The organism is Paenibacillus sp. NPDC058898 (assembly GCF_049316025.1).
Classification (GTDB): Bacteria; Bacillota; Bacilli; order Paenibacillales; family Paenibacillaceae; genus Paenibacillus_AQ.
The window spans coordinates 34,630-54,717 of sequence record NZ_JBMOSM010000018.1; the positions used below are offsets into that span (position 1 = coordinate 34,630).

The following is a 20,088-nucleotide window of genomic DNA, read 5'->3' on the forward strand; positions in this document are numbered from 1 at the left end:
CCTTAGGCCTCGATCGTTTCATTCATTTGCAGCTGCTGCACGGCAAATTCCCTATACATATCATGCTGCTCAATCAATTCATCATGCGTTCCCCGTCCGGTTACCGTTCCTTTTTCAAGGAAAATAATCTGATCAGCTCCCACCACCGTGGATAACCGGTGCGCAATAATAATCGTCGTCCGTCCAGCCATGAGGTTCTTGAGCGCCTTCTGCACTTCAATCTCGGAACGGCTATCCAGACTGGAAGTGGCTTCGTCCAGCATCAGAATCTTGGGATCCCGCAGCAGGGCTCTGGCGATGGCAATCCGCTGCCGCTGTCCGCCCGAGAGCTTCACGCCCCGTTCGCCCACATCCGTATCAAAGCCATGAGGCAGCTCGTCGATAAATCCATCCGCATAGGCCATTTCTGCCGCTCTTCGGATCTCCCCATCGCTCACCTCCCGGTCCATCCCATAACATAAGTTATCACGAATGGTTCCCGCAATCATTGGACTATCTTGTGAAACATAGCCGATCAATCCGCGCCATGAGCGTAAAGAGAACGTATCGATCGCCGTCTTGCCCAATCGGATCTGCCCTTTTTGCGGAAGGTAAAAACGCTCCAGCATGGAAAACAGCGTCGTTTTGCCTCCGCCACTCGGTCCAACCACGGCCGTGACCGTGCCCGGCTCCATCTGAAAGCTGATATCATGCAGCACCAGCTCATCCGGCTTGTAACCAAACGAAAGATTCTCGATGGACATCCGCTGATTCGCGTTCACCACATCAGTACCGGCCGAAATGGACTCTTCCTCTGCATCCAGCGTTTCCAATATTCGCTCCGTTGCTCCTTTAGCCTTCTGAAACTGGGTAAAAAACGTCGTTAACTGCGTCATCGGCATCACGATCTGAATCAAATACAGGATAAACGCAACCAGCTCCCCAGCGGTCAGCGCCCCTGTGGATACCTGAAGTCCGCCATACCCGATGACCACCACCAGCAGCATCATCAGCACGAAGGACATCAGCGGCGCGATCCAGGCGGATACCACACCTTCCTTGATCCCGAAATTCAGCAGATTAGTAATCCCTTTATGCCCATTCTCATACTCTCTGTCCTCAGCATTAGAAGCTTTAACCAAGCGAATCTCGGACAACACCTGACTGATATTCGCTGTAAACGTAGCTGTCTCATCTTGCATGCCAAGCGATATTTTATACATTTTCTTGCCGAGCGGCACAAGAATCAGCGCTGCAATCGGAATGACGATAAACATCGTCAGCGTCATCTTCCAGTTTAAATAGAGGAGCACCCCAATGGAACCGACAATAGAAATGATCCCGCTGAAGAATCCGGCCACATGGTCCGATATGAGACTTTTGATCACTCCTGTATCATTCGTCATCCGGCTAACCGATTCCCCTGAACGGTTATGATCGAAGTAGCGGATCGGCAGTACAAGCAGCTTTTTCCACAGCCGATCCCTAAGGGCAGCCACCATCTTCTGTCCCGTATAACTCAGCAGGAAAATCGAGACCCCCGAGGCAATCGTCTGCAACACAAACGCAATGCCAAGCCCGATGATATGGGAACGATTCATATCCGTTAAGGAAAAGCCATCCACCAGGCTCTTTGTAAACATCGGAATGACTAGTCCGATCAGGGTTGATACCACACTCAGCAGGATCGCTCCAATCAGCAGCAGCATCGGAGGTTTCGTTTCTTTCAACAGCCGGATGAAGGCCTTCGAACCTGCTTTATTGCTGCCGGCCGACTTTTCCTGCGTTATTTCTTGTATAGAAGTATGATCCGTTTCTCTCATCGGTTTCTCTTCCCTTCCATCCCTATTTATCATCTGTAAGGAAAGAATATATCAACAAGTTAAACTGAAGTTAAACGAAGGCTTAATTTTATGAAAACAACGTAAAATAACCCCACAAAGTGGAGCTCATGCTACGATGTTTATTCCAAATCCTTTGCGGGGGCCCCGAAATTGAAAAAGGGCGGATGTCTCCGCCCCTTCTCTTAAAACCTATTCTTATGTACGTAGAATCAAGCGAGAATCCCAGCAATACCAGAGCTTGATAGCAAAAAAAGCCTTGCAGTAACAAGACTTTTCTTAAACTTCAATCACGGTTGCCCTTATTGGTTCTCGAGTTCCTCTTTGCTCACCAAGTTCACGAGTGAAGTAACCGCTTGCTCCGCGTCGGCTCCCTCAGCACTAATGTAAACTTCCGTACCAGAGCTGATCGCAAGGCTCATAATTCCCATGATACTTTTGGCATTTACTTTTTTATCATCTTTTTCAACGAAGATTTCAGATGAGTATTTATTCGCTTCCTGAACGAACAGCGCGGCCGGTCTGGCGTGAAGACCCGTCTTTAACCGAACGACTACCGGGTGCTTTGTCATGAAAATTACCCCCTATCTAATAAATCTGCTGCATTGAAAGCGCGATTGACATTTTATAATATTATACCATTTTACCATACAGGACACTAGAAGAAAAAATTCTTACCCATTCCGAATCTTTTCGGCCAATTCGTCGATTTTGCGCAGACGGTGATTGACGCCGGATTTGCTAACGGTTCCTTTAAGAAGCTCACCGACTTCCTTGAGATTCATGTCCGGATGAGCCAGCCTTATTTCCGCCACTTCCCGCAGTTTATCAGGCAAATTCTCAAGACCCATTTCCTTTTGGAGCAGCTTGATGTTCTCAATTTGACGGACGGCAGCGCCGATCGTTTTGTTCAGGTTGGCGGTCTCGCAGTTCACGATCCGGTTTACCGAGTTACGCATGTCCCGCATAATACGAACATCCTCGAACTTGAACAATGCCTGATGGGCACCGATCAGATTAAGGAATTCGATTATTTTCTCGCCTTCCTTAATGTAGAAGATAAAGCCTTTCTTCCGCTCGATACAACGTGCGTTCAGATGAAATTCATTCGCCAGATCCACCAGGGACTGGCAGTGCTCTTCATACATTGAGGCAATTTCGAGATGGTACGAAGACCCCTCCGGATTGTTCACGGATCCGCCAGCCATAAAGGCACCGCGCAAATAGGCGCGTTTACAGCAATTTTTGCGAACGATTTGTTTATCAATCCGCGATTGAAACAGAAAGCCTTCGGAAACGATGCACAGTTCTTTAAGTATCTCCTGAACCTGGGCGGGAATACGAACGATATATACGTTATTCTTCTTCAAACGCATTTTTTTACGCACCAAAAGTTCAGTATGCGCCTGGAAATGCCTCTTAATTAAGGAATAAATACGTCTTGCAATCGCGGCATTTTCCGTTGAAATATCCAGGATTACCTTTTTGTTCGAAAGTTGAACAGAACCGTTCATCCGAATGAGCGCGGACAGCTCGGCTTTTTCACAGCAGTTCTGGCTTTCGATCATTGTCAGTTCTTTCTTCGTCTGTGCCGCAAAGGACAAGGTACTCACCCCTTTCGTGTAATCCAATCCTGTACCAGCTGAAAAATATGGTTGCTCAGCTTGTCAGCGTCATGCCTTAAGTATGTTCTAAATAGCACAAGCTTATCTGCAATGAGTTTGTACCCTCTGCTGGTCACCTCATCACGATCCAGGAATACGGGCTTTGCACCCTTCTGGGCATACTTATCCTGAACCTGAGGCGGGATTTCTCCATCATTTACAATAACATAATCGAACAGATGAAGACCAATATGGTCGTAAACGGCCTGCAAATGATCACTCACCGTATAATTATCGGTTTCTCCAGGCTGCGTCATCACATTGCACACGAACATTTTGATCGCCTCAGAGGATACGATAGCCTCAGCAAGCTTGGGAACAAGCAAATTGGGCAAAATACTGGTATACAGGCTTCCCGGACCGATCAGAATTGCATCGGCCTGCTGAATTGCCTCCAGCGCCTCCGGCAGTGGCTCGACATGCTCTGGCTCCAGGAAGATCCGCTTAATGCGCTGTCCAGCCTCCGGGATTTTGGATTCACCGGTCACAATGGAACCGTCCTCCATCTCCGCATGCAAAATAACAGCTTCACCTGCCGCAGGCAGCACCTGTCCACGAACAACAAAAACCCGGCTCATCTCCTTGACTGCCGTGACAAAATCACCGTGCAAATCCGTCATGGCAGCCAAGATTAAATTGCCGAGGCTGTGCCCGGCCAGTCCCGAGCCATTCTTAAAACGGTATTTCAATATATCGGATAACAGCGGCTCCACATCGGCAAGCGCTGTAAGTACATTTCGAATATCTCCCGGGGGCGGCATCTGCAATTCGCTACGCAGTATGCCGGAGCTTCCCCCATCATCAGCGACGGTAACGATGGCCGTAATATCAAGCGGCTTTTCCTTGAGTCCCCGCAGCATGACGGACAGCCCGGTTCCTCCACCCATCACCACGATACGGGGACGCTTTTTAGCTTGCACAGCCACATTTATCACTTCCCTTAATTAATGCCGATCCCGATCAGAATCACGGTGACTCACCGATACCGTCTCCGTTTCGCTAACGCCCAGCATTTTGCCAAGGTATTCCGCTATCGCAACGGAGCGATGCTTCCCGCCGGTACAGCCAATGCCGATAATAACCTGGCTTTTGCCTTCCTTCCGATACTGCGGGATCAAGAAATGCAGCATATCGAGCAGTTTGGTTATGAAAGCCTGTGTCTCCGGCCATTTCATCACATATTCATATACGTCACTGTTCTGGCCGGTATTTGGACGCAGCTGCTCAATATAGTGCGGGTTGGGCAGAAAGCGCACATCAAACACCAGATCAGCGTCAATCGGAATACCGTATTTAAACCCAAAGGATGTAATATTTACCGATAACGTGCTGCTCTCCAGATGTGTGAAGCGGGAGATAATCTTCTCCTTCAATCGCACAGGCTTCATATTGCTGGTATCGATCACCTGAGTGGCCGAATTCTTCAGCTCATCCAGCATTTTGCGCTCCAACCTTATACCGTCAAGCGGCATGCCTTCCGGAGCGAGGGGATGGCGACGACGGCTTTCCTTATAGCGTTGAACAAGCACGGAATCCGTTGCATCCAGGAACAGAATCTCGCAATGGATGGTAAAGTGATCCTTGATGTAACTCAGAGACTCTGATAGAGCCGTGAAAAATTCGCGGCCACGCAGGTCGATGACCAATGCAACCTTGCCGATCTTCCCCTTGGATTGTTCGATCAGCTCCGCGAATTTGGGAATGAGCACCGGAGGCAGGTTATCGACGCAAAAGAATCCTAGATCCTCCAGACTTTGTACGGCCAAGGTCTTACCTGCTCCCGACATCCCGGTGATGATGATCAGGGTGGCCATGGATGATGTGTTGCTGCCGCGGTTGGCTGCTTCCAGCATCAGCTTTCCCTCCCTTATAAGTTTAGATCAGACGATGTATGGTGATTAATGACTATGAACGCAAATGCAGACCAGCAGCGCCTACAACGCCGGCATCATTGCCGAGCTCAGCCGGAACGATGCGTACACCTCGCTGAAGCGGCTCTGGTGTCAGCTTCGCAAATACAGCACGAACTTCATTAAACAGAATGTCGCCGGCTTTGGATACACCGCCGCCGATAATAAAGGCTTCCGGATTCAACACGGCCGCAACGGCAGCCATGGATTTGCCCAGGTAATAAGCTGCGCGATTCACGATCCGAACGGCAACTTCATCGCCGGCCTTTGCAGCGTCAAATACTTCCTTCGCCGCAATGCTCTCTACATGGGCAAGGGAAGTACGGTCGCCACGCTCTACGGCATCCTTCGCCATGCGGATAATGCCGGTTGCCGACGAAACCGTCTCGAGGCAGCCCATTTCACCGCATCCGCATTGAATCGCTTCCAAGTCCGGCACAACCGAGATATGTCCAAGCTCGCCAGCCATGCCGCCAAACCCCTGATAAATTTTGCCGTTAATAATAATGCCTCCGCCGACACCGGTACCCAGTGTATAGCATACGCAGTTCTCAACGCCGCGGCCTGAGCCGCTCCAAGCTTCACCCAATGCAGCTACATTGGCGTCGTTGTCTATTTTGACGGGCTTGCCGAGACGCTCTTCAAGCAGTGCGCGAATCGGTACATCTTTAAATCCTACATTCGGTGCCAAAATTATGATGCCTTCACGAATATTCGTAAATCCGGCGAATCCAGCTCCCACACCAGCAAGTTGATCCCAGCTGTATGGCGATTCTTCTACAATGTGACGCACATATTTCTCAATGTTGTCAATAACCGTGTCAACGCCTTTGGCTGTTTCCGTCGGCCCCTCATACTTATGCAGAAGATGCCCTTCTTCATTGCAAATTCCAACTTTAATTGCTGTTCCGCCCAGATCGACACCGACGTAGATGTTCTCAGACATGTTTCAAGCCACCTTTTTCCTTCTATATTATAGATTGCTCCTACTGTACCCACTATAATTGAAGGCACTCCTGCGGTCAAGAGAAGACAACGTGACAGGAAACCGTAGGCAGTCCTTTAGTCGCGCATGTGTAAGCGCATACAACTAAGCTTGAAACCGCCCTTATTTGTTCATAATCAAACCTCCTCTAATCTTTAGCAGTTCGCACATGACAAATGTCACTCCGAAGTGATGACATCCTTTACTAACGGGCATTCCCTCTCTTTCGTATGATGAATTCAGATCATTTCGATAACGAAAGGAGCGATACCATGTCAAAACCAATCCATGAACCTATTGCGGAACTACGGCAGGTAACCAAAATGTTCGGAAGCAAAAAAGCAGTCAATCAAGTGTCGTTTACTATAGAAAAAGGATCTATCACGGCCATTCTCGGGCCAAACGGAGCAGGTAAATCAACCGCCATCTCCATGATGCTTGGTCTTAAAGACGCCAGCGAAGGCGAGGTCCTCCTGTTCGGTCAAAGCCCGAAGGACTTGAAAGTCCGCGAGAAGATCGGCGCCATGCTTCAAGAGGTGAGCGTCATGGACGGGCTCCGCACGCGTGAAATCATCAATCTCATTCGCGGCTATTATCCGAATCCGTTGTCGCTTCCAGACATCGCCCTGCTTAGCGGGCTCACAACAGAGGAGCTTAACAAATGGGCTGTCAAAATGTCCGGAGGCCAAAAACGCAAGCTCAGCTTTGCACTGGCGATTGCGGGGAACCCCGAGCTGTTATTCTTCGATGAACCAACGGTCGGCCTGGATACATCGGCACGCCGGTTATTCTGGCAGACGGTACGCAAGCTTGCCGATCAGGGCAAGACGATTCTGTTCACCACCCACTACCTGCAAGAGGCGGACGATATGGCTGACCGCATTCTGCTGTTCCACCAGGGTCAGGTTGCTGCAGACGGCACGCCAGAAGCTATTAAGGCTAAGCTGACCCGAAGGTCGCTCTCCTTTATCGTCGATGCGGATCACCAGCAGGTCAAAGAGCTGCTTCATGAGGTCCCCGGCGTAACGGATGTATATGAACTGAACGGTCGGCTGAACGCCGTAACGGATAATACGGACACGGCACTAGCAGCTCTGTTTCGGGCCGGGCTGGCTGCACGTGATATCCGCATCGATCAAGGAAGCCTGGATGAAGCATTTGAGCAATTAACGATGAATCAAGGGGAGGCAGTATAATCATGACAACCTGGAAACTGCTGGCCATACAGTGCAAGATGGAGCTGCTCCGGATGGTGCGCAATCCGTATTATATTTTCTGGTCGCTCGCTATGCCGATTCTGTTCTATTTCATCTTTACCCGGGTCGTAAATACGGGGGCCGACGATACTGGACAATGGCAGGCGCATTATCTGATGTCGATGGCATCCTTCAGTGTCATGGGCACCGCCATCATGTCGCTTGGCATACGCCTCGTTCAGGAACGAGTCCAGGGCTGGGCCGTTTACATGCGGGTAACGCCGCTTCCCGGCAGCGTGTATTTCTTTGGCAAAATGTTTGTGCAGACGGTCATGCATCTACTCTGCATCATTGTGATTTTCGTAGCCGGCTATCTGATTAACGGCGTCTCCCTCACCATCGGACAATGGCTGCTCAGCGGTCTGTGGATTCTGATCGCATCCGTCCCGTTTCTTGCCATCGGTACCCTGATCGGCTCCATGAAACGGGTCGATACGGCAAGCGGTGTCAGCAACGGCATCTACTTAGGGCTGGCCATTACGGGTGGGATGTGGTTCCCAATCGAGGCGATGCCTTCTATCATGCAAGCTATCGGCAAGTGGATGCCCTCCTACCATTTCGGCGGAGGTGCCTGGTCGATCGTGCGCGGAGAAGCGCCGGGCTTGGATAATTTCATGGTTTTGGCAGGATATTTGGTAGTATTTATGTTACTATCCACCTATATTCGGAAAAAACAACAAGCCGATTAAGGGGATAGGATGATGGCTTCATGAAAAAATTGAAAGACGCGAAATCTGCAGGGTTTGAGGTGTTTCCAACGCAATTGGGGGTTTTCCCCTATTTATGGCTCATTTATATATCCCTGCCCGTGATCAACATGATGAGCGAACAAGGATGGAAGATGGGGATCGGCTTTACGCTTATTGCCTTGTTTCTCGTCACGTACCGCCAGCTCTACTTCGCCGCCGGCACCCCTCGTTTCTTTGCGTGGCTGGGCGTTCAGATGTCCATCATTTTCATTCTCTGCATGTGGTACCACCCAACCTACATGTACATGGGCTTCTTTACGGCCAATTTCATCGGCTGGTATACCGACCGGCGTAATTTCACGATCTCCCTCGTATTGTTCGGCATCATCGAGACTGTTCCTTTAATCAAAAATGCGAGCTTGCTGGGCTGGAAGGATCTGGTCTTTATGATTCCTTTCTTTCTCATCATGCTATTTTCACCCTTCGGTATCCGCTCATTGAACCGGCGGCAGGAGTTGGAGAAGGAGCTCGCGCAGGCTAACGAGCAGATTCGCAATCTGATTAAAGGTGAAGAGCGGATGCGTATCGCCAGGGATCTTCATGACACCTTAGGCCATACCCTCTCCCTCATCACGTTGAAGAGCCAGCTTGTCGAGAAGCTGGCAATGAAGAATCCAGAGAAGGCCCAATTGGAAGCCCGGGAGATTCAGAACACCTCTCGTGCCGCGCTGCGCCAAGTACGTGAGCTGGTGTCCGATATGCGGACCGCCACCTTGCCCGAGGAATTGGTAGAGGCCCAGATCATTCTGGAGAGTGCCGATATCCGGTTTATCTGCACCGGTAACCCGAAGCTGGAGGGAATATCCGACCTAGCCCACAATATTCTGAGCCTCTGCTTGCGGGAGGCCGTGACCAATGTGGTGAAGCACAGTCAGGCAAGCCAGTGCCGGATTGCCCTCGAGTCGCTTGACAATGAGTGGCGTCTTGAGGTGGCCGACAATGGAGTCGGTCTTCAATGCAAAGAAGAAGATCCATCTTCTTCATCCAACAGTAATGGCCTGAAAGGCATGGTGGAGCGGCTTTCCCTTATCGGGGGCACCGTAGAGGCCAGCTCCGACCAGCAAGGCACGATAATAGAAATTCGTGTTCCGATCATCATCAAGAACCGGAAGGAGGACACATCCCATGAGCATCAAAGTGCTGATCGCCGAGGATCAACGAATGCTGCGCGGCGCTCTGGCTTCCTTGCTTGATTTTGAAGACGATATTGATGTGATTGGTCAAGCCGGCGACGGTGATGAAGCTCTATCCCTGATTGGCTTGCATGAACCCGATGTATGCCTGCTCGATATCGAAATGCCTGCGCGCAGCGGTCTCGAAGTAGCGGAGGAAGTGAAGCTGCGCGGTTATGCCAGCCGAATCATCATACTTACGACCTTTGCCAGACCCGGTTATTTCGAGCGGGCCGTGCAGGCGGGAGTTCAGGGATACCTGCTTAAGGACGAGCCCAGTGAACGGCTGGCAGAAGCCATCCGCCGGGTAATGGATGGGCGGCGGGAGGTCTCCCCTGAGCTCGTATTCGGTACGCTTTCAGGTACGGGTGCCAATCCGCTGACCGAACGCGAACGGGAAGTGCTGCGGTTGGCTGCAGACGGCAACAGCTCCAATGAAATTGCCTTGAAGCTTCACTTGTCCTATGGGACTGTCCGCAACTATATGTCTGAGATTTTAAGCAAGCTCAGTGCCAAGAACCGGATTGAGGCCATCTCGATGGCCGAAGAGAAGGGCTGGATATAGCATTCCTTGCAGCTTGATCACCCCCCTTACCCTCGTCTTGAAGAGACGAGGGCTTTTTGTACTTCACAGCGCAAACAGGCCCATTTGGGTCTGTTTTTTCTTTTTGATTGACACATCCTCCCACCTAGCATTATAGTATGTTACAAGACTAACATACCGACAGGGTGATATCATGAATTCCAGGTTTGACGAAGGACAGCCGATTTTTCAGCAAATCGCAGATATGATTGAAGATGACATATTGAACGGGACATACCAAGCGGATGATCAGATTATCTCAATGTCGCAGTTCGCGAGTACTTTTCAGGTCAATCCCGCAACAGCTGTAAAAGGCATTGCCCTGCTTGTCAATGAAGGGATTTTGTACAAGAAAAGGGGGCTGGGCATGTTTGTTGCTGCAGATGCCAAACAGATCATATTGACCAAGCGACAGGATCGGTTTTACAACGAACTCGTATTGAAGCTGCTTGATGAGGCAGAAAAGCTTGAATTGACCACCGAGGATGTTATTGAAATGATCAAACAAAAGAGATAGGAGATGAGCAGGATGAACGCAATACTTACCTGTTCCAACCTGAGCAAGAGTTACGGGCGTACGGAAGCGGTCCGAAATCTGGAGCTCCAACTGGAAGAGAATACGATCTACGGCTTGCTGGGCCGCAATGGCGCCGGAAAGACCACACTGCTTAATATGATGACCGGCGGATCTTTTCCCGACTATGGCAGTATTCAGGTTTCGGGGGTAACGCTTAAGAGTGGAGAAACCCCAAAGGGAATCTGCTACGTAAGAGAGAAAAATTTGTTCTTCGGCGGTGCCAAGGTGATTGAAGTGCTGCGCTTGGCATCGGCCTTTCACGAGAACTGGGACTGGGACTATGCCCAGAGCCTGCTAAAGACATTCAAGCTAAACCCGGACAAAAAAATCCGCCAGCTTTCACGGGGAATGGAATCCCTGGTCGGAAACATCATCGGTCTGGCCAGCCGGGCCCCGATCACCGTATTTGATGAACCGGTGCTGGGATTGGATGTGCTCATGCGAGAGAGATTTTATCGCGTTCTGGTTGAGGATTATGCCAATCATCCCCGGACCATCCTGCTCTCGACCCATCTGATTGATGAGATCGCAACCGTCGTTGAGAGAGTCTATATCATGGATTCCGGCGCTATGTTATTGCATGACGATGTTGACCATATCCGCGCCAATTCTCATCTGTTGACAGGGAACCAGGAACAAATCGAACAATTTACGAAGGATCGTCACGTGATATATAAAGAATCTTACGGTAAAGGTTCCTTAACCGCGATATATGGAGCCATTCATGAGGCAGACCGTTCACAAGCCAACAAGCTTGGTATTGCTATTGACGGTTTACCGCTGCAAAAGTTTTTCTCCTATTTAATCGAAGGAGGGCAATCCATTGAATAAGACCACCGCACTCATGAGGGCTTCATTTCTTCAGCTTCGACCTTATCTCTTGGTGATGCTCGGCACCGTTGCGATTAGTTTGATTGCAAATGTGATCATAAGCCTGTCTCTAGGAGACAGTTCGGAGAATACGCAGGTGTCTGCGGCTAACATCCTCACCGTGTTCCTGATATTTGTAGGCAGTGTGCTCCCGGCAGGCTTGTTCCGGCGGGTAATGAATTTAGGAGCTACACGAAAAGAATATTATATTGGTATGCTTCTGGTTTACTCCATATGGTCCGCCATCTTTGCTGTCCTCAATATCATCTGGCTTCAGGTGGAGAACGGATTTATACGACAATATGAGAATACCTTCAACATCCTTGAAATCTTTGGATGGAATCAATTTGGCATCGTTGGCATGTTCTTCTATCAATTCGGTGTTTACCTGCTTCTTATTTCATTACTGAATCTGCTGTTTTCCGGTCTGCGTCATGTAATGGGCTGGGTGGTCTGGGTGGTATTTATTGCGGCAATCCCTATCTTTACATCCATTCCTTCACTCCGGCATACGCTGGCTGATGGCTTGCTGGCCCTTCTCTTCAACGATTCGCTGCTGCAAGGACTCGGCCTCACGCTGATCATCTCCCTCGTTCTGCTTGCAGGAGGCTGGTGGTTCACGGCCAGACGCACCATCGCTTAATATTGTTTCCCCTAACAACGCGTTATTGGATCACTCTAGCACGAAAGGAATGATGGATCTTGAAAAAGGATGCTGCCCCCCTTGAGGTGTTCCAGTCCTTTCTGTTATGGATAATTGCTATCGGTGCAGGGGTATTTGAAATGATCCTGGCTGTCATCGATTCGATATCCAGCCTAACGAGTGCTGGAATTGTCGGTATTCTCATTCAAGTCGCCGCACGAACGACGATGTTCGCTGTCCTTGTCTACATCATGATCAGAATGCTTCGGGGAAAGAATTGGGCGCGTATCGCGTTGGCTTTGTTTTTAGGCGGGTTTGGCACTCTCTCCCTAATCATTGACCCTATCAAATGGCTCATTACAGGCGGTTCCCTTAGGGACGCCTTTGCTCAAGCAGACAATATTTCCATACTATTTGCCTCCAGCCGTACCCTTCATATGATCGCCGTTGTTGCGGCCTTGATATTTATGTTCAGACCCGCGGCGAATCGGTACTTCAAAGCTGAATCATAAGTCAACTCAGCACCCGCTTGATTTGGGATCAACAGAACAACAGCCCCTGGCCTATTTAAGGCCCGGGGCTGTTTCATGTAGATTATGATCACTTCAACCATTCTTCCTCGATAAACTGCATCATTTCAAAAGCGCCACCACCGGCATTGGAAGCCACTACAAGGGTATGACCGGTGGCCGGGTAATAAGCAGACCGAAAATTCACACCCGGATCATAGCCCATGACATGGTATTTAAACACATCCTCATTTTTCTTGGTAATCCACACGCCAAGCCCATAATTCAAGTTATGTGAAGCCAGCAGCTTCTCCGTCATGGATGCGGTGAGCAGCGTATTGTTCATAAGCGATCTCCATAACTTGATCATGTCCGGTGCCGTCACATACGCCCCACCATCGGCATAACCTTGAATCGGGATAGCATACTGGTTCGTTCTCCACGTGCCGTCCTCCTCATCAATATACCCGTAGGCCGTATTTGCGGGCAGACGATCCAGCGGGAAATATCCCGAATCCTGCATGCCGCACGGCTCAAATACAAACTGCTGGACATAGTCGCGAAACGGTATTCCGGCATGTTGTTCAACGATCAGACCAAGCACCACAAATCCTGCATTGTTGTAATGAAATCTTTCACCGGGCTGAAATTTCATGCGCTCATCCTGAAACAAAGGAAGGAAATCCCTTCCGTTCCGGAGTGTATACATGGGAACCGCTTTCCACAGATCCTCAAAATCATCCATGACCTCTTCATCAAAATAATCCGGAATACCCGAGCTGTGGCTCAACAAATGAAAAACGGTAATCTCCGGGCTAAAATTAGGCAGTGGGATATCCAAACAATCGCTTAGCTTGCTGTCCAGCGACAGCTTGCCCTGTTCGATAAGCTGACAAACCGCAATAGCGGTGAACAGCTTACAGCCTGAGGCAATGCCAAACCTGGTGTCTGTTTGATTCGGGATGTGATCGGCCCGGTTGGAATAACCGAAGGCATCATCCCATACTACGTTGTCATTTTCATCTGTTACGAGCACAGCTCCCGAAAAACGAATGCTGGCAGCAAATTCCTTCATTTTATGTATCATCAAGAACCCCATCCTTTATCTGGTTAGGGATATTTTAACATCTTTTTGGATGAGGGTCTTGGTCCAGGACCAGTATAATGAAATATTCCCTTCTTATGTCCGGAATGCCGGTTAAAGCTCCATAGGGAATTCCATTTAAGTTTGCGCTGCTCCAAGCACAAAAACCCCTTCCTGCCAACCATGTCGAATTCATCACTTGATGAACGCTTCGATCACAGTCTGCAAATAAGGGGATTATAAAACGTTTATTCGCTTCTATCCTATTGTCTCCACATCAGCAGCAGGACCACCGGGACCGCGAAAATAAGCAACCCTGCACCAATCATCGAAGCGACCTGCAGCATGAATGTGTGCTTGGTTGGACCGGACGTCTGCAGCATTCCGCATTGAGCGCATCTGTTAGAGGCAAGGTATACCTCGCCGCCGCAGCTGACACAATTCCCATTATTCCTCATGAATAACGCTCCTTTACTTGGAAAGACAACATCGACATCTATGCATTGCTTTATCATTTAACATATCTTATGAACGGAATCCTCACGGATCCTATTCATGAATACTTTTTTAATGTTAATCCATTTGTGAATATTGTCACATAAATGCGGTAACAAGTAAAGGCATAAATCATTCATATGCCATCTCAACCCTTCGCTCCTTCAGAGCAAAGTCGCTCAGTGCAACCTAAAAACAGGAAGCCCTCGGCTCCCTGTTTTATATTTCATTCTTATTCTTTTCTACCCATGAACACCGCTACGATCAGCCCCAGCAGCAAGGTTCCTATACTGGTAGCCATCATACCCGTTCCGGATGGAATACCCGGAAACACGATAACAATAGATCCTAATATCAATCCAATAATAACGGCATACGTCATATGTGGGAAACGGTCCAGCAGGTACCGAATCAACCGGCTGCTAACCACGAAGCCAATCACCACTCCCGCCCCAATGACAGCTATAATCCCTAAATTTAATGAGGATAGAGCTGAAATGGCAGTAGAATACACACCCAGAAGGAGAAGTACAAACGACCCGCTAATGCCAGGCAGCAGCATCGCCATGCTGGCCAACCAGCCGGATAAGAACAGTCCAATCCCGTTGGACCAGGTCAGGACGGTTATCGGATCGGATGTGGCATCCGTTCTGAGAAAGGCCGTCGAAGCCAATAAACCGGCTGCCACAATCAACACGACCACATGCACGGCTTTGAATTTGGTTCTCGCCTCCGCTTTACGCAGAATAAGAGGCAACACCCCTAAAATCAATCCTGTAAAGAAAAACTGGGTAGGCTCATAGTAGCTTGCCAGCAGGTATTCAATCACGCGGCTCAGCAACAATAGAGCTGCTCCAATTCCAACGCCAAGTGGAATCAAAAAGCCCAGCTGCTTCTTCCATTCCCTGCTGAAAAATCCACTGATAGCCGCCAGCAAACGATCATAGATACCCAGCACGACAGCAATAGTGCCGCCGCTTATACCTGGAATTAGGTCACTGACTCCCATCAGCACACCCCGATAAAGGTTCTTCCATTCCATCAAAATCATAATCCTCCTACCTTACAAAGTGAATCTTATCATGATAGCCCTGCGAAGGAGGTTTTACTTGTTCTTGGCATGCAATACCAAATTCCCTACTCCACCAATCGCAAACAACAGTGAAACGATCCCAAATCCCCATTGCCAAGAGCTTCGATCCGTAATGAAAACGACCACCAAGAACGCTATCGCAGCCAAAAAATTAAGCATCGCAACGATCAAAAATTCCTTTTTCTTCATTGTTCATCCTCTACATTCCTACAGAATCAAATCTATCCAGTCTACAGCCTACTGTGGTGATCATATCATATTTTTGCTGATGAAGTATGATCGTTTATATGAATGAACTTACGGTACAAAAGTAACCGTCTGCTCCGTCCACGCCGCACCATCAAATGCCTTGGCCACTCCCAGTTCATCAATCTTCGCCTTCAGTACATATTTCCACTTCACCGAAGCCGACCATGCCTGGTCGAACAGAAACGGTCGCAATCGAATCTCATGCTCGCTTGCCCAGGCCGCTATGACCCTTTCCCCATCGATCGACATATCGAAGCCCTCTTTGAACCAAGGATGCTCCTGATCCTTGGAAACACCAGGTGCATTCATGTTTACATAGAGTGAGATATCATCGCACAGCTGCAGCAGGCCAAACTGTCTGTTAACGACATCTTCATCGGGAAATTGAAACTGATCACTTAGTCGTTTTTGCCGAGCCAACTCCTCATGGTAGAATTCCACCAGCGGCGCTTCTGTCGCCTCTTTCATAAATGACGCAAAATGAAGGCTGCAGAGATACCCTGCATAAGGACTCATCGCTTCGATCTCATCAACACCCTTTGTATACATTAGCATTTTCGGCAGGACCGGATAATCGATAAAAGTGTAAGGAGTCCGGCTCTCGTCATTCCAGATCGGCGTGTCATCCATCCGAAGCCAAGCGCGGTCATGCTCGGTTATAGCCAGCAGTACTTCTTTCAATACAGACTCATCCATAAACAGCTCTCGCCGGAAGCCCCGAGCTACATCGCCCGAGAATCGGCCATGGTCGTCCTGGGCCGTCATCACAAAAGCATCCTCTGTCTCGCGAATGATCATAATATCGTCTCCCTTTTATTCATTCCTCACCCCAGATAAGCTCTGCGCTTCATTACGGCAATGATGTCTCTGGATTGGCCTTGATGCACACTCGTATCAAAACACGAGATCAATTCCCATCCGTCAATCCCGTAACTGTTTAATAAATCCTCAAATTCCTCTTCGTTCACCTTGCCTCCAAGGAATCCTCCGGTTTTGTATTTCAGCGTTTTGTATTCCCATTGATCCATATTCGGCATCCTCCATCATCCCATTGAATTTTTGACCACAAACTTCAAGATTTTCTGTAGATAAAATCAGTTCGTATCGCCAACATAGCAAACTACGGGGCGTGCAGCCTTATCCTGGAGTGGTTTGACCAGGGATCGAGGGTATACTCGAATCTCATCCAATGAAGGCAGATCGATCCATTCCACACCCACCTGGTATTCATCCGGATTATGGCCAAGAAAGCTATCCCCTGCATCCGCCAAGCTGCACTCAAAATAAAACTCCACTTGGTGCACATCGGAATCCCATTCCGCAAATTCATGATTGGACCCTATGTATTCACGGACATGCAGGAGATCACGAACTTCCACCTTACGCCCGATTTCTTCCTGGCACTCTCTGATCACCGCCTGCACCAAGGTTTCCCCCTTTTCTTGTCCACCGCCAGGGAACAGATAGAAATCCCCCAAATGGTCTACGTTTTTCGTTAGAAGAATTTGATGATTCCGCATAATAACGGCCTTGGCCGAGTTTCGTATCGGTTTCATGAGCTGTCTCCTTATCGTATCGGTTTCTAGTTCTATTTTCTATTGTAGCAAATATAAATCCTCCATAGGTCAACCTGCAATCCGCAATGATACATGAATATAACAAGCCGGTGTCCAATGAGCATGCTCATAGAATACCGGCTGTTATTGCACACCGTGAATAAGTCTGCTTAGCTCCCGAAGCAGCTAGCGCCTATATGAGCCACTTGCCCGCTTCTTTCGAACAACGGCCGCCACCCACACAACGACTAGCAGGATCAGCCCCGCCGCAATCCAATTCTTGATGACTTCCCACGGAACACGGGATCCGCCATACTCACCCTCATAACGAGCCATGACATAACCTTCCTGCGTCTCAACCGCGATGGCGGATTCAGGAGCGATTCCTTGGATGGCATAGTATTTCGTTCCCTTTGGGTAAATATTAGAGAAGTTGCCGCCGTAGGTCCCTTCCTGATCCGTATGGTAGGTGACCTTCCCCACCACGTCTCCAAGCGTGGACTCATCCACGCGGTCCTCTGACACGACAAAAACCTTCCCGTCGTTCACGACAAATGGATATGCCCAGGAAGCAACCGCAGCTGGCGATGAACACATCACCAGCAACAGCAACGTTAACAGCGGTATTTGCATAAGCCGACCCGCACGATGAATATCGACCATGGTTCACCCCACAATTCAGAGTCATTATTCTGAAGAACCGGATGGCTATTTGACCTGTTTGCTTCTGCCATCCACGATCAGCTCGATGCCCGGCTCGTTGGTTCCCCCCGACATACTGTAGGAAGGGTCAGGCTGTTCCAAGAAACCCTCAAAGGTTTCGCTAATCTGTATCCGACCTCGTGGCCGAACCGTAACCACCTTAGACTCGAAGTCAACCATCCTCCCGCCAATATCAACGCTTAACGGTCGTACCATAACCTGCTGCTCGTTACCATAGCTGTAAATATGAAACTGGCAGTGTGCCCGAATAGCATCATTCTCTGTGCGATAATCACACTTGCTGTCTTTCCTGGAATAGGACACGGTAGATATTCCACTCGAATTGTAATTCACCACATACATAACAAACTCTGATAGGAATGGAAAAATAACGATCCATGCGATACAGCCGATCAATAATCGGCTCATAATCTTCGGATAATGTGAACGATAAATTCGTGCCACCCATAGGATGCCAGCTACCAACAAAATAAGGCCTGCTATAACAGGCAAATGAAGACCATAATTACCTTCCTGAGTCCATGGCGAGATCCCTGCCCAGCGGAACAGATCATCTCCGAATGAATAGCCCAGATGTTGGTTGGAAATAAACAGCAACCCTACGATGATTGCGGAAATGGAGAGGATTTTGCCTTTCAGTTGTATCTCCCCCTCGACGAACCCGTTTTCCACATTATAACAAATAATAAACCCTGTGGTAACCAACATTAATCAGTCTTATTTAATGGTTTATTCTCTACGATAGCCAGCCTCGTTCCGCTCTTGGCTTCATGCAGCAGCACTCGATCGCGATGGATGAGACATAACAGCACATGGATAAACACAACACCATCCAGAAGCAATACCCCCAGCGCATACATGGCAGCCAGGATTTGCGAACCCAAAACATTAACGGGAACAAGCAAGGCATGGAATCCACCCCAGACCACATATAGCAGTCCGTTACGGATGATTACTTCCTTCAACTTCAGATGTTCCTCTGCTCCACGAATCTGGACCCGGACAATCCACTTGCCCAGCGTCTGTCCCTGCATCATATACGGCAGCACGATATGATATAAAATCACGACAATAAAATACGCACCCTTCACATTCAGCACCGTCAACACGCCAATCATCGGCAGCACGACCCCTGCATCAATACCGAAAGCGATCGCCCGGCGCGTATAACTGACCCGTTTCTGCGATAGATCCACCTTCTCATCCAGCCGATCGAGGCGAGGCAGGTGATTTTTCATCCAATCCGCGAGCACGAATCCGATCATTCCACCCATGGTATTCAACAGCAGATCATCCACATCAAACAACCGGTAAGGGTGATCATAGATGCCGTAAATACCGGTCACCTGGGTCACCTCAAAGAACAGCGATAATCCGAATGAGGCCACCAAACACGTAACCCAAGATGCCCGAGCATAATAACGCAGGAACATGCCGAACGGAACCACGAGAAATACGTTAAATACGACCTGCAAGAAGGCTCTTTCCTTGAATAGATGCATGTAAGTCGAAGGCTCGCCCCATACCACCTTGGTCTCCTTCAATATGTCTTGGATAAAGTTCAGAGGAATCCACTGCATGACCGAGGCGACATTCATTGGAGCATTATGCCGCGAGGCAGGCAAAGGAAGGAGCACCAGATACACTGCGTTCATCATGTAGAGCAGAAATAAATACAGCAGAAATCCCCGGAATTTATTAAAATAACCATATTTGCGATACTGCACAATCAGAAAGGGAACTGCGCACAGCAAAGCCGCTATGGGAAAGGTTAAAAATGCATAAGATATTGGAAACAGGTAGGCTTCCAGCATGCTTTCGTTCACTCCCTCTGTGATGTTCTACTTATAGGTTACAGGATCAAGTTTAAATGACGGGGATTCCTTCGTTTAAAATGCGTTTAAAAAAGGCACCCCCGCGTCATAATCGGCCCTGCTGTTAACCTGGGGGTTATAGCTATACTCCAAAACCGAAAACCGAATAACCCACACCAGCAGTGTGGGCAGGATCACCATATGCAAGACGCATTGGATTGAATGGTTATCCCGATTAGGCTCATATCATAATAACGAGGATGCACAGAGAATGGTTTTTCAACTTTTTAAATCGTGGATAATTTCGAGTAAATCGGTGATCTCCCCATCCTTGGC

At 48.9% G+C, this 20,088-nt stretch carries 24 protein-coding genes; 8 read left to right on the forward strand and 16 right to left on the reverse strand.

Going from position 1 to position 20,088, the window contains the following annotated elements:
- Window positions 1-2: 2 nt before the first annotated feature.
- From ACOZB4_RS30040 to ACOZB4_RS30065, 6 genes are all read right to left on the reverse strand, one after another.
- The gene (locus ACOZB4_RS30040) at window positions 3-1,802 is read right to left on the reverse strand and encodes an ABC transporter ATP-binding protein (protein ID WP_379414493.1); all 1,800 of its coding nucleotides are present in this window, start codon (window positions 1,800-1,802) and stop codon (window positions 3-5) included.
- 320 nt (window positions 1,803-2,122) lie between these two features.
- Window positions 2,123-2,392: an HPr family phosphocarrier protein gene (locus ACOZB4_RS30045; RefSeq protein WP_006207570.1), complete on the reverse strand. Its 270-nt coding sequence runs from the start codon at window positions 2,390-2,392 to the stop codon at window positions 2,123-2,125.
- Between the two features lie 102 nt (window positions 2,393-2,494).
- Window positions 2,495-3,424, reverse strand: a complete 930-nt coding sequence (whiA, locus tag ACOZB4_RS30050) for a DNA-binding protein WhiA (RefSeq protein WP_076326180.1) — start codon at window positions 3,422-3,424, stop codon at window positions 2,495-2,497.
- Between the two features lie 5 nt (window positions 3,425-3,429).
- Window positions 3,430-4,371 carry a gluconeogenesis factor YvcK family protein gene (locus tag ACOZB4_RS30055; protein WP_174819264.1) on the reverse strand — a complete coding sequence of 314 codons (942 nt, stop codon included), beginning with the start codon at window positions 4,369-4,371 and terminating at the stop codon, window positions 3,430-3,432.
- 57 nt (window positions 4,372-4,428) lie between these two features.
- Window positions 4,429-5,337: an RNase adapter RapZ gene (gene rapZ, locus ACOZB4_RS30060; RefSeq protein WP_379414492.1), complete on the reverse strand. Its 909-nt coding sequence runs from the start codon at window positions 5,335-5,337 to the stop codon at window positions 4,429-4,431.
- A 52-nt stretch (window positions 5,338-5,389) separates the two neighbouring features.
- Window positions 5,390-6,340 (reverse strand): ROK family glucokinase, encoded by a 951-nt coding sequence (locus tag ACOZB4_RS30065; protein WP_076326177.1) that lies wholly within the window; start codon window positions 6,338-6,340, stop codon window positions 5,390-5,392.
- Window positions 6,341-6,651: 311 nt separating this feature from the next.
- Here ACOZB4_RS30065 and ACOZB4_RS30070 point away from each other — a divergent pair, with 311 nt between their 5' ends.
- The 8 genes from ACOZB4_RS30070 (at window position 6,652) to ACOZB4_RS30105 (ending at window position 12,741) form a co-directional block, all read left to right on the forward strand.
- Complete coding sequence (locus tag ACOZB4_RS30070) at window positions 6,652-7,575, forward strand: ABC transporter ATP-binding protein (RefSeq protein WP_379414491.1); 924 nt, start codon at window positions 6,652-6,654, stop codon at window positions 7,573-7,575.
- Between the two features lie 2 nt (window positions 7,576-7,577).
- Complete coding sequence (locus ACOZB4_RS30075) at window positions 7,578-8,324, forward strand: ABC transporter permease (protein ID WP_379414490.1); 747 nt, start codon at window positions 7,578-7,580, stop codon at window positions 8,322-8,324.
- Between the two features lie 20 nt (window positions 8,325-8,344).
- Entirely contained in the window at window positions 8,345-9,577 is a 1,233-nt protein-coding gene (locus ACOZB4_RS30080) for a sensor histidine kinase (protein WP_379414489.1), read from the forward strand.
- The gene (locus ACOZB4_RS30085; protein WP_379414488.1) at window positions 9,510-10,121 is read left to right on the forward strand and encodes a response regulator transcription factor; all 612 of its coding nucleotides are present in this window, start codon (window positions 9,510-9,512) and stop codon (window positions 10,119-10,121) included. The genes ACOZB4_RS30080 and ACOZB4_RS30085 overlap by 68 nt, the downstream gene beginning before the upstream one ends.
- Window positions 10,122-10,293: 172 nt before the next feature.
- Window positions 10,294-10,656, forward strand: a complete 363-nt coding sequence (locus ACOZB4_RS30090) for a GntR family transcriptional regulator (RefSeq protein WP_076326172.1) — start codon at window positions 10,294-10,296, stop codon at window positions 10,654-10,656.
- A gap of 12 nt (window positions 10,657-10,668) precedes the next feature.
- Window positions 10,669-11,547 carry an ATP-binding cassette domain-containing protein gene (locus tag ACOZB4_RS30095; protein WP_076326171.1) on the forward strand — a complete coding sequence of 293 codons (879 nt, stop codon included), beginning with the start codon at window positions 10,669-10,671 and terminating at the stop codon, window positions 11,545-11,547.
- Window positions 11,540-12,229 carry a hypothetical protein gene (locus tag ACOZB4_RS30100; protein ID WP_379414487.1) on the forward strand — a complete coding sequence of 230 codons (690 nt, stop codon included), beginning with the start codon at window positions 11,540-11,542 and terminating at the stop codon, window positions 12,227-12,229. The genes ACOZB4_RS30095 and ACOZB4_RS30100 overlap by 8 nt, the downstream gene beginning before the upstream one ends.
- A gap of 59 nt (window positions 12,230-12,288) precedes the next feature.
- On the forward strand, window positions 12,289-12,741 hold the full coding sequence (locus ACOZB4_RS30105; protein ID WP_076326170.1) for a hypothetical protein: 453 nt from the start codon (window positions 12,289-12,291) through the stop codon (window positions 12,739-12,741).
- An 88-nt stretch (window positions 12,742-12,829) separates the two neighbouring features.
- On the opposite strand, the gene ACOZB4_RS30110 is transcribed toward ACOZB4_RS30105, so the two are convergent.
- The 10 genes from ACOZB4_RS30110 to ACOZB4_RS30155 form a co-directional block, all read right to left on the reverse strand.
- Window positions 12,830-13,825 carry a serine hydrolase domain-containing protein gene (locus tag ACOZB4_RS30110; protein ID WP_379414514.1) on the reverse strand — a complete coding sequence of 332 codons (996 nt, stop codon included), beginning with the start codon at window positions 13,823-13,825 and terminating at the stop codon, window positions 12,830-12,832.
- A gap of 260 nt (window positions 13,826-14,085) precedes the next feature.
- Window positions 14,086-14,280: a hypothetical protein gene (locus tag ACOZB4_RS30115; protein WP_379414486.1), complete on the reverse strand. Its 195-nt coding sequence runs from the start codon at window positions 14,278-14,280 to the stop codon at window positions 14,086-14,088.
- 269 nt (window positions 14,281-14,549) lie between these two features.
- Window positions 14,550-15,359 carry a DUF368 domain-containing protein gene (locus ACOZB4_RS30120; protein WP_076326167.1) on the reverse strand — a complete coding sequence of 270 codons (810 nt, stop codon included), beginning with the start codon at window positions 15,357-15,359 and terminating at the stop codon, window positions 14,550-14,552.
- Window positions 15,360-15,422: 63 nt separating this feature from the next.
- On the reverse strand, window positions 15,423-15,599 hold the full coding sequence (locus tag ACOZB4_RS30125; RefSeq protein ID WP_379414485.1) for a hypothetical protein: 177 nt from the start codon (window positions 15,597-15,599) through the stop codon (window positions 15,423-15,425).
- A gap of 108 nt (window positions 15,600-15,707) precedes the next feature.
- Window positions 15,708-16,457 carry a DUF3891 family protein gene (locus ACOZB4_RS30130; RefSeq protein ID WP_379414484.1) on the reverse strand — a complete coding sequence of 250 codons (750 nt, stop codon included), beginning with the start codon at window positions 16,455-16,457 and terminating at the stop codon, window positions 15,708-15,710.
- A gap of 26 nt (window positions 16,458-16,483) precedes the next feature.
- A complete protein-coding gene (locus ACOZB4_RS30135; RefSeq protein ID WP_006207549.1) occupies window positions 16,484-16,687 on the reverse strand; it encodes a DUF4177 domain-containing protein in 204 nt (67 codons plus the stop codon).
- A gap of 66 nt (window positions 16,688-16,753) precedes the next feature.
- Window positions 16,754-17,215: an NUDIX domain-containing protein gene (locus ACOZB4_RS30140; protein ID WP_379414483.1), complete on the reverse strand. Its 462-nt coding sequence runs from the start codon at window positions 17,213-17,215 to the stop codon at window positions 16,754-16,756.
- Between the two features lie 186 nt (window positions 17,216-17,401).
- Window positions 17,402-17,848, reverse strand: a complete 447-nt coding sequence (locus tag ACOZB4_RS30145) for a hypothetical protein (RefSeq protein ID WP_379414482.1) — start codon at window positions 17,846-17,848, stop codon at window positions 17,402-17,404.
- A gap of 75 nt (window positions 17,849-17,923) precedes the next feature.
- Window positions 17,924-18,646 carry a hypothetical protein gene (locus ACOZB4_RS30150; RefSeq protein ID WP_379414481.1) on the reverse strand — a complete coding sequence of 241 codons (723 nt, stop codon included), beginning with the start codon at window positions 18,644-18,646 and terminating at the stop codon, window positions 17,924-17,926.
- Entirely contained in the window at window positions 18,646-19,752 is a 1,107-nt protein-coding gene (locus tag ACOZB4_RS30155; protein ID WP_379414480.1) for a VanZ family protein, read from the reverse strand. Before ACOZB4_RS30155 ends, ACOZB4_RS30150 begins: the two co-directional genes overlap by 1 nt.
- Between the last annotated feature and the right edge of the window lie 336 nt (window positions 19,753-20,088).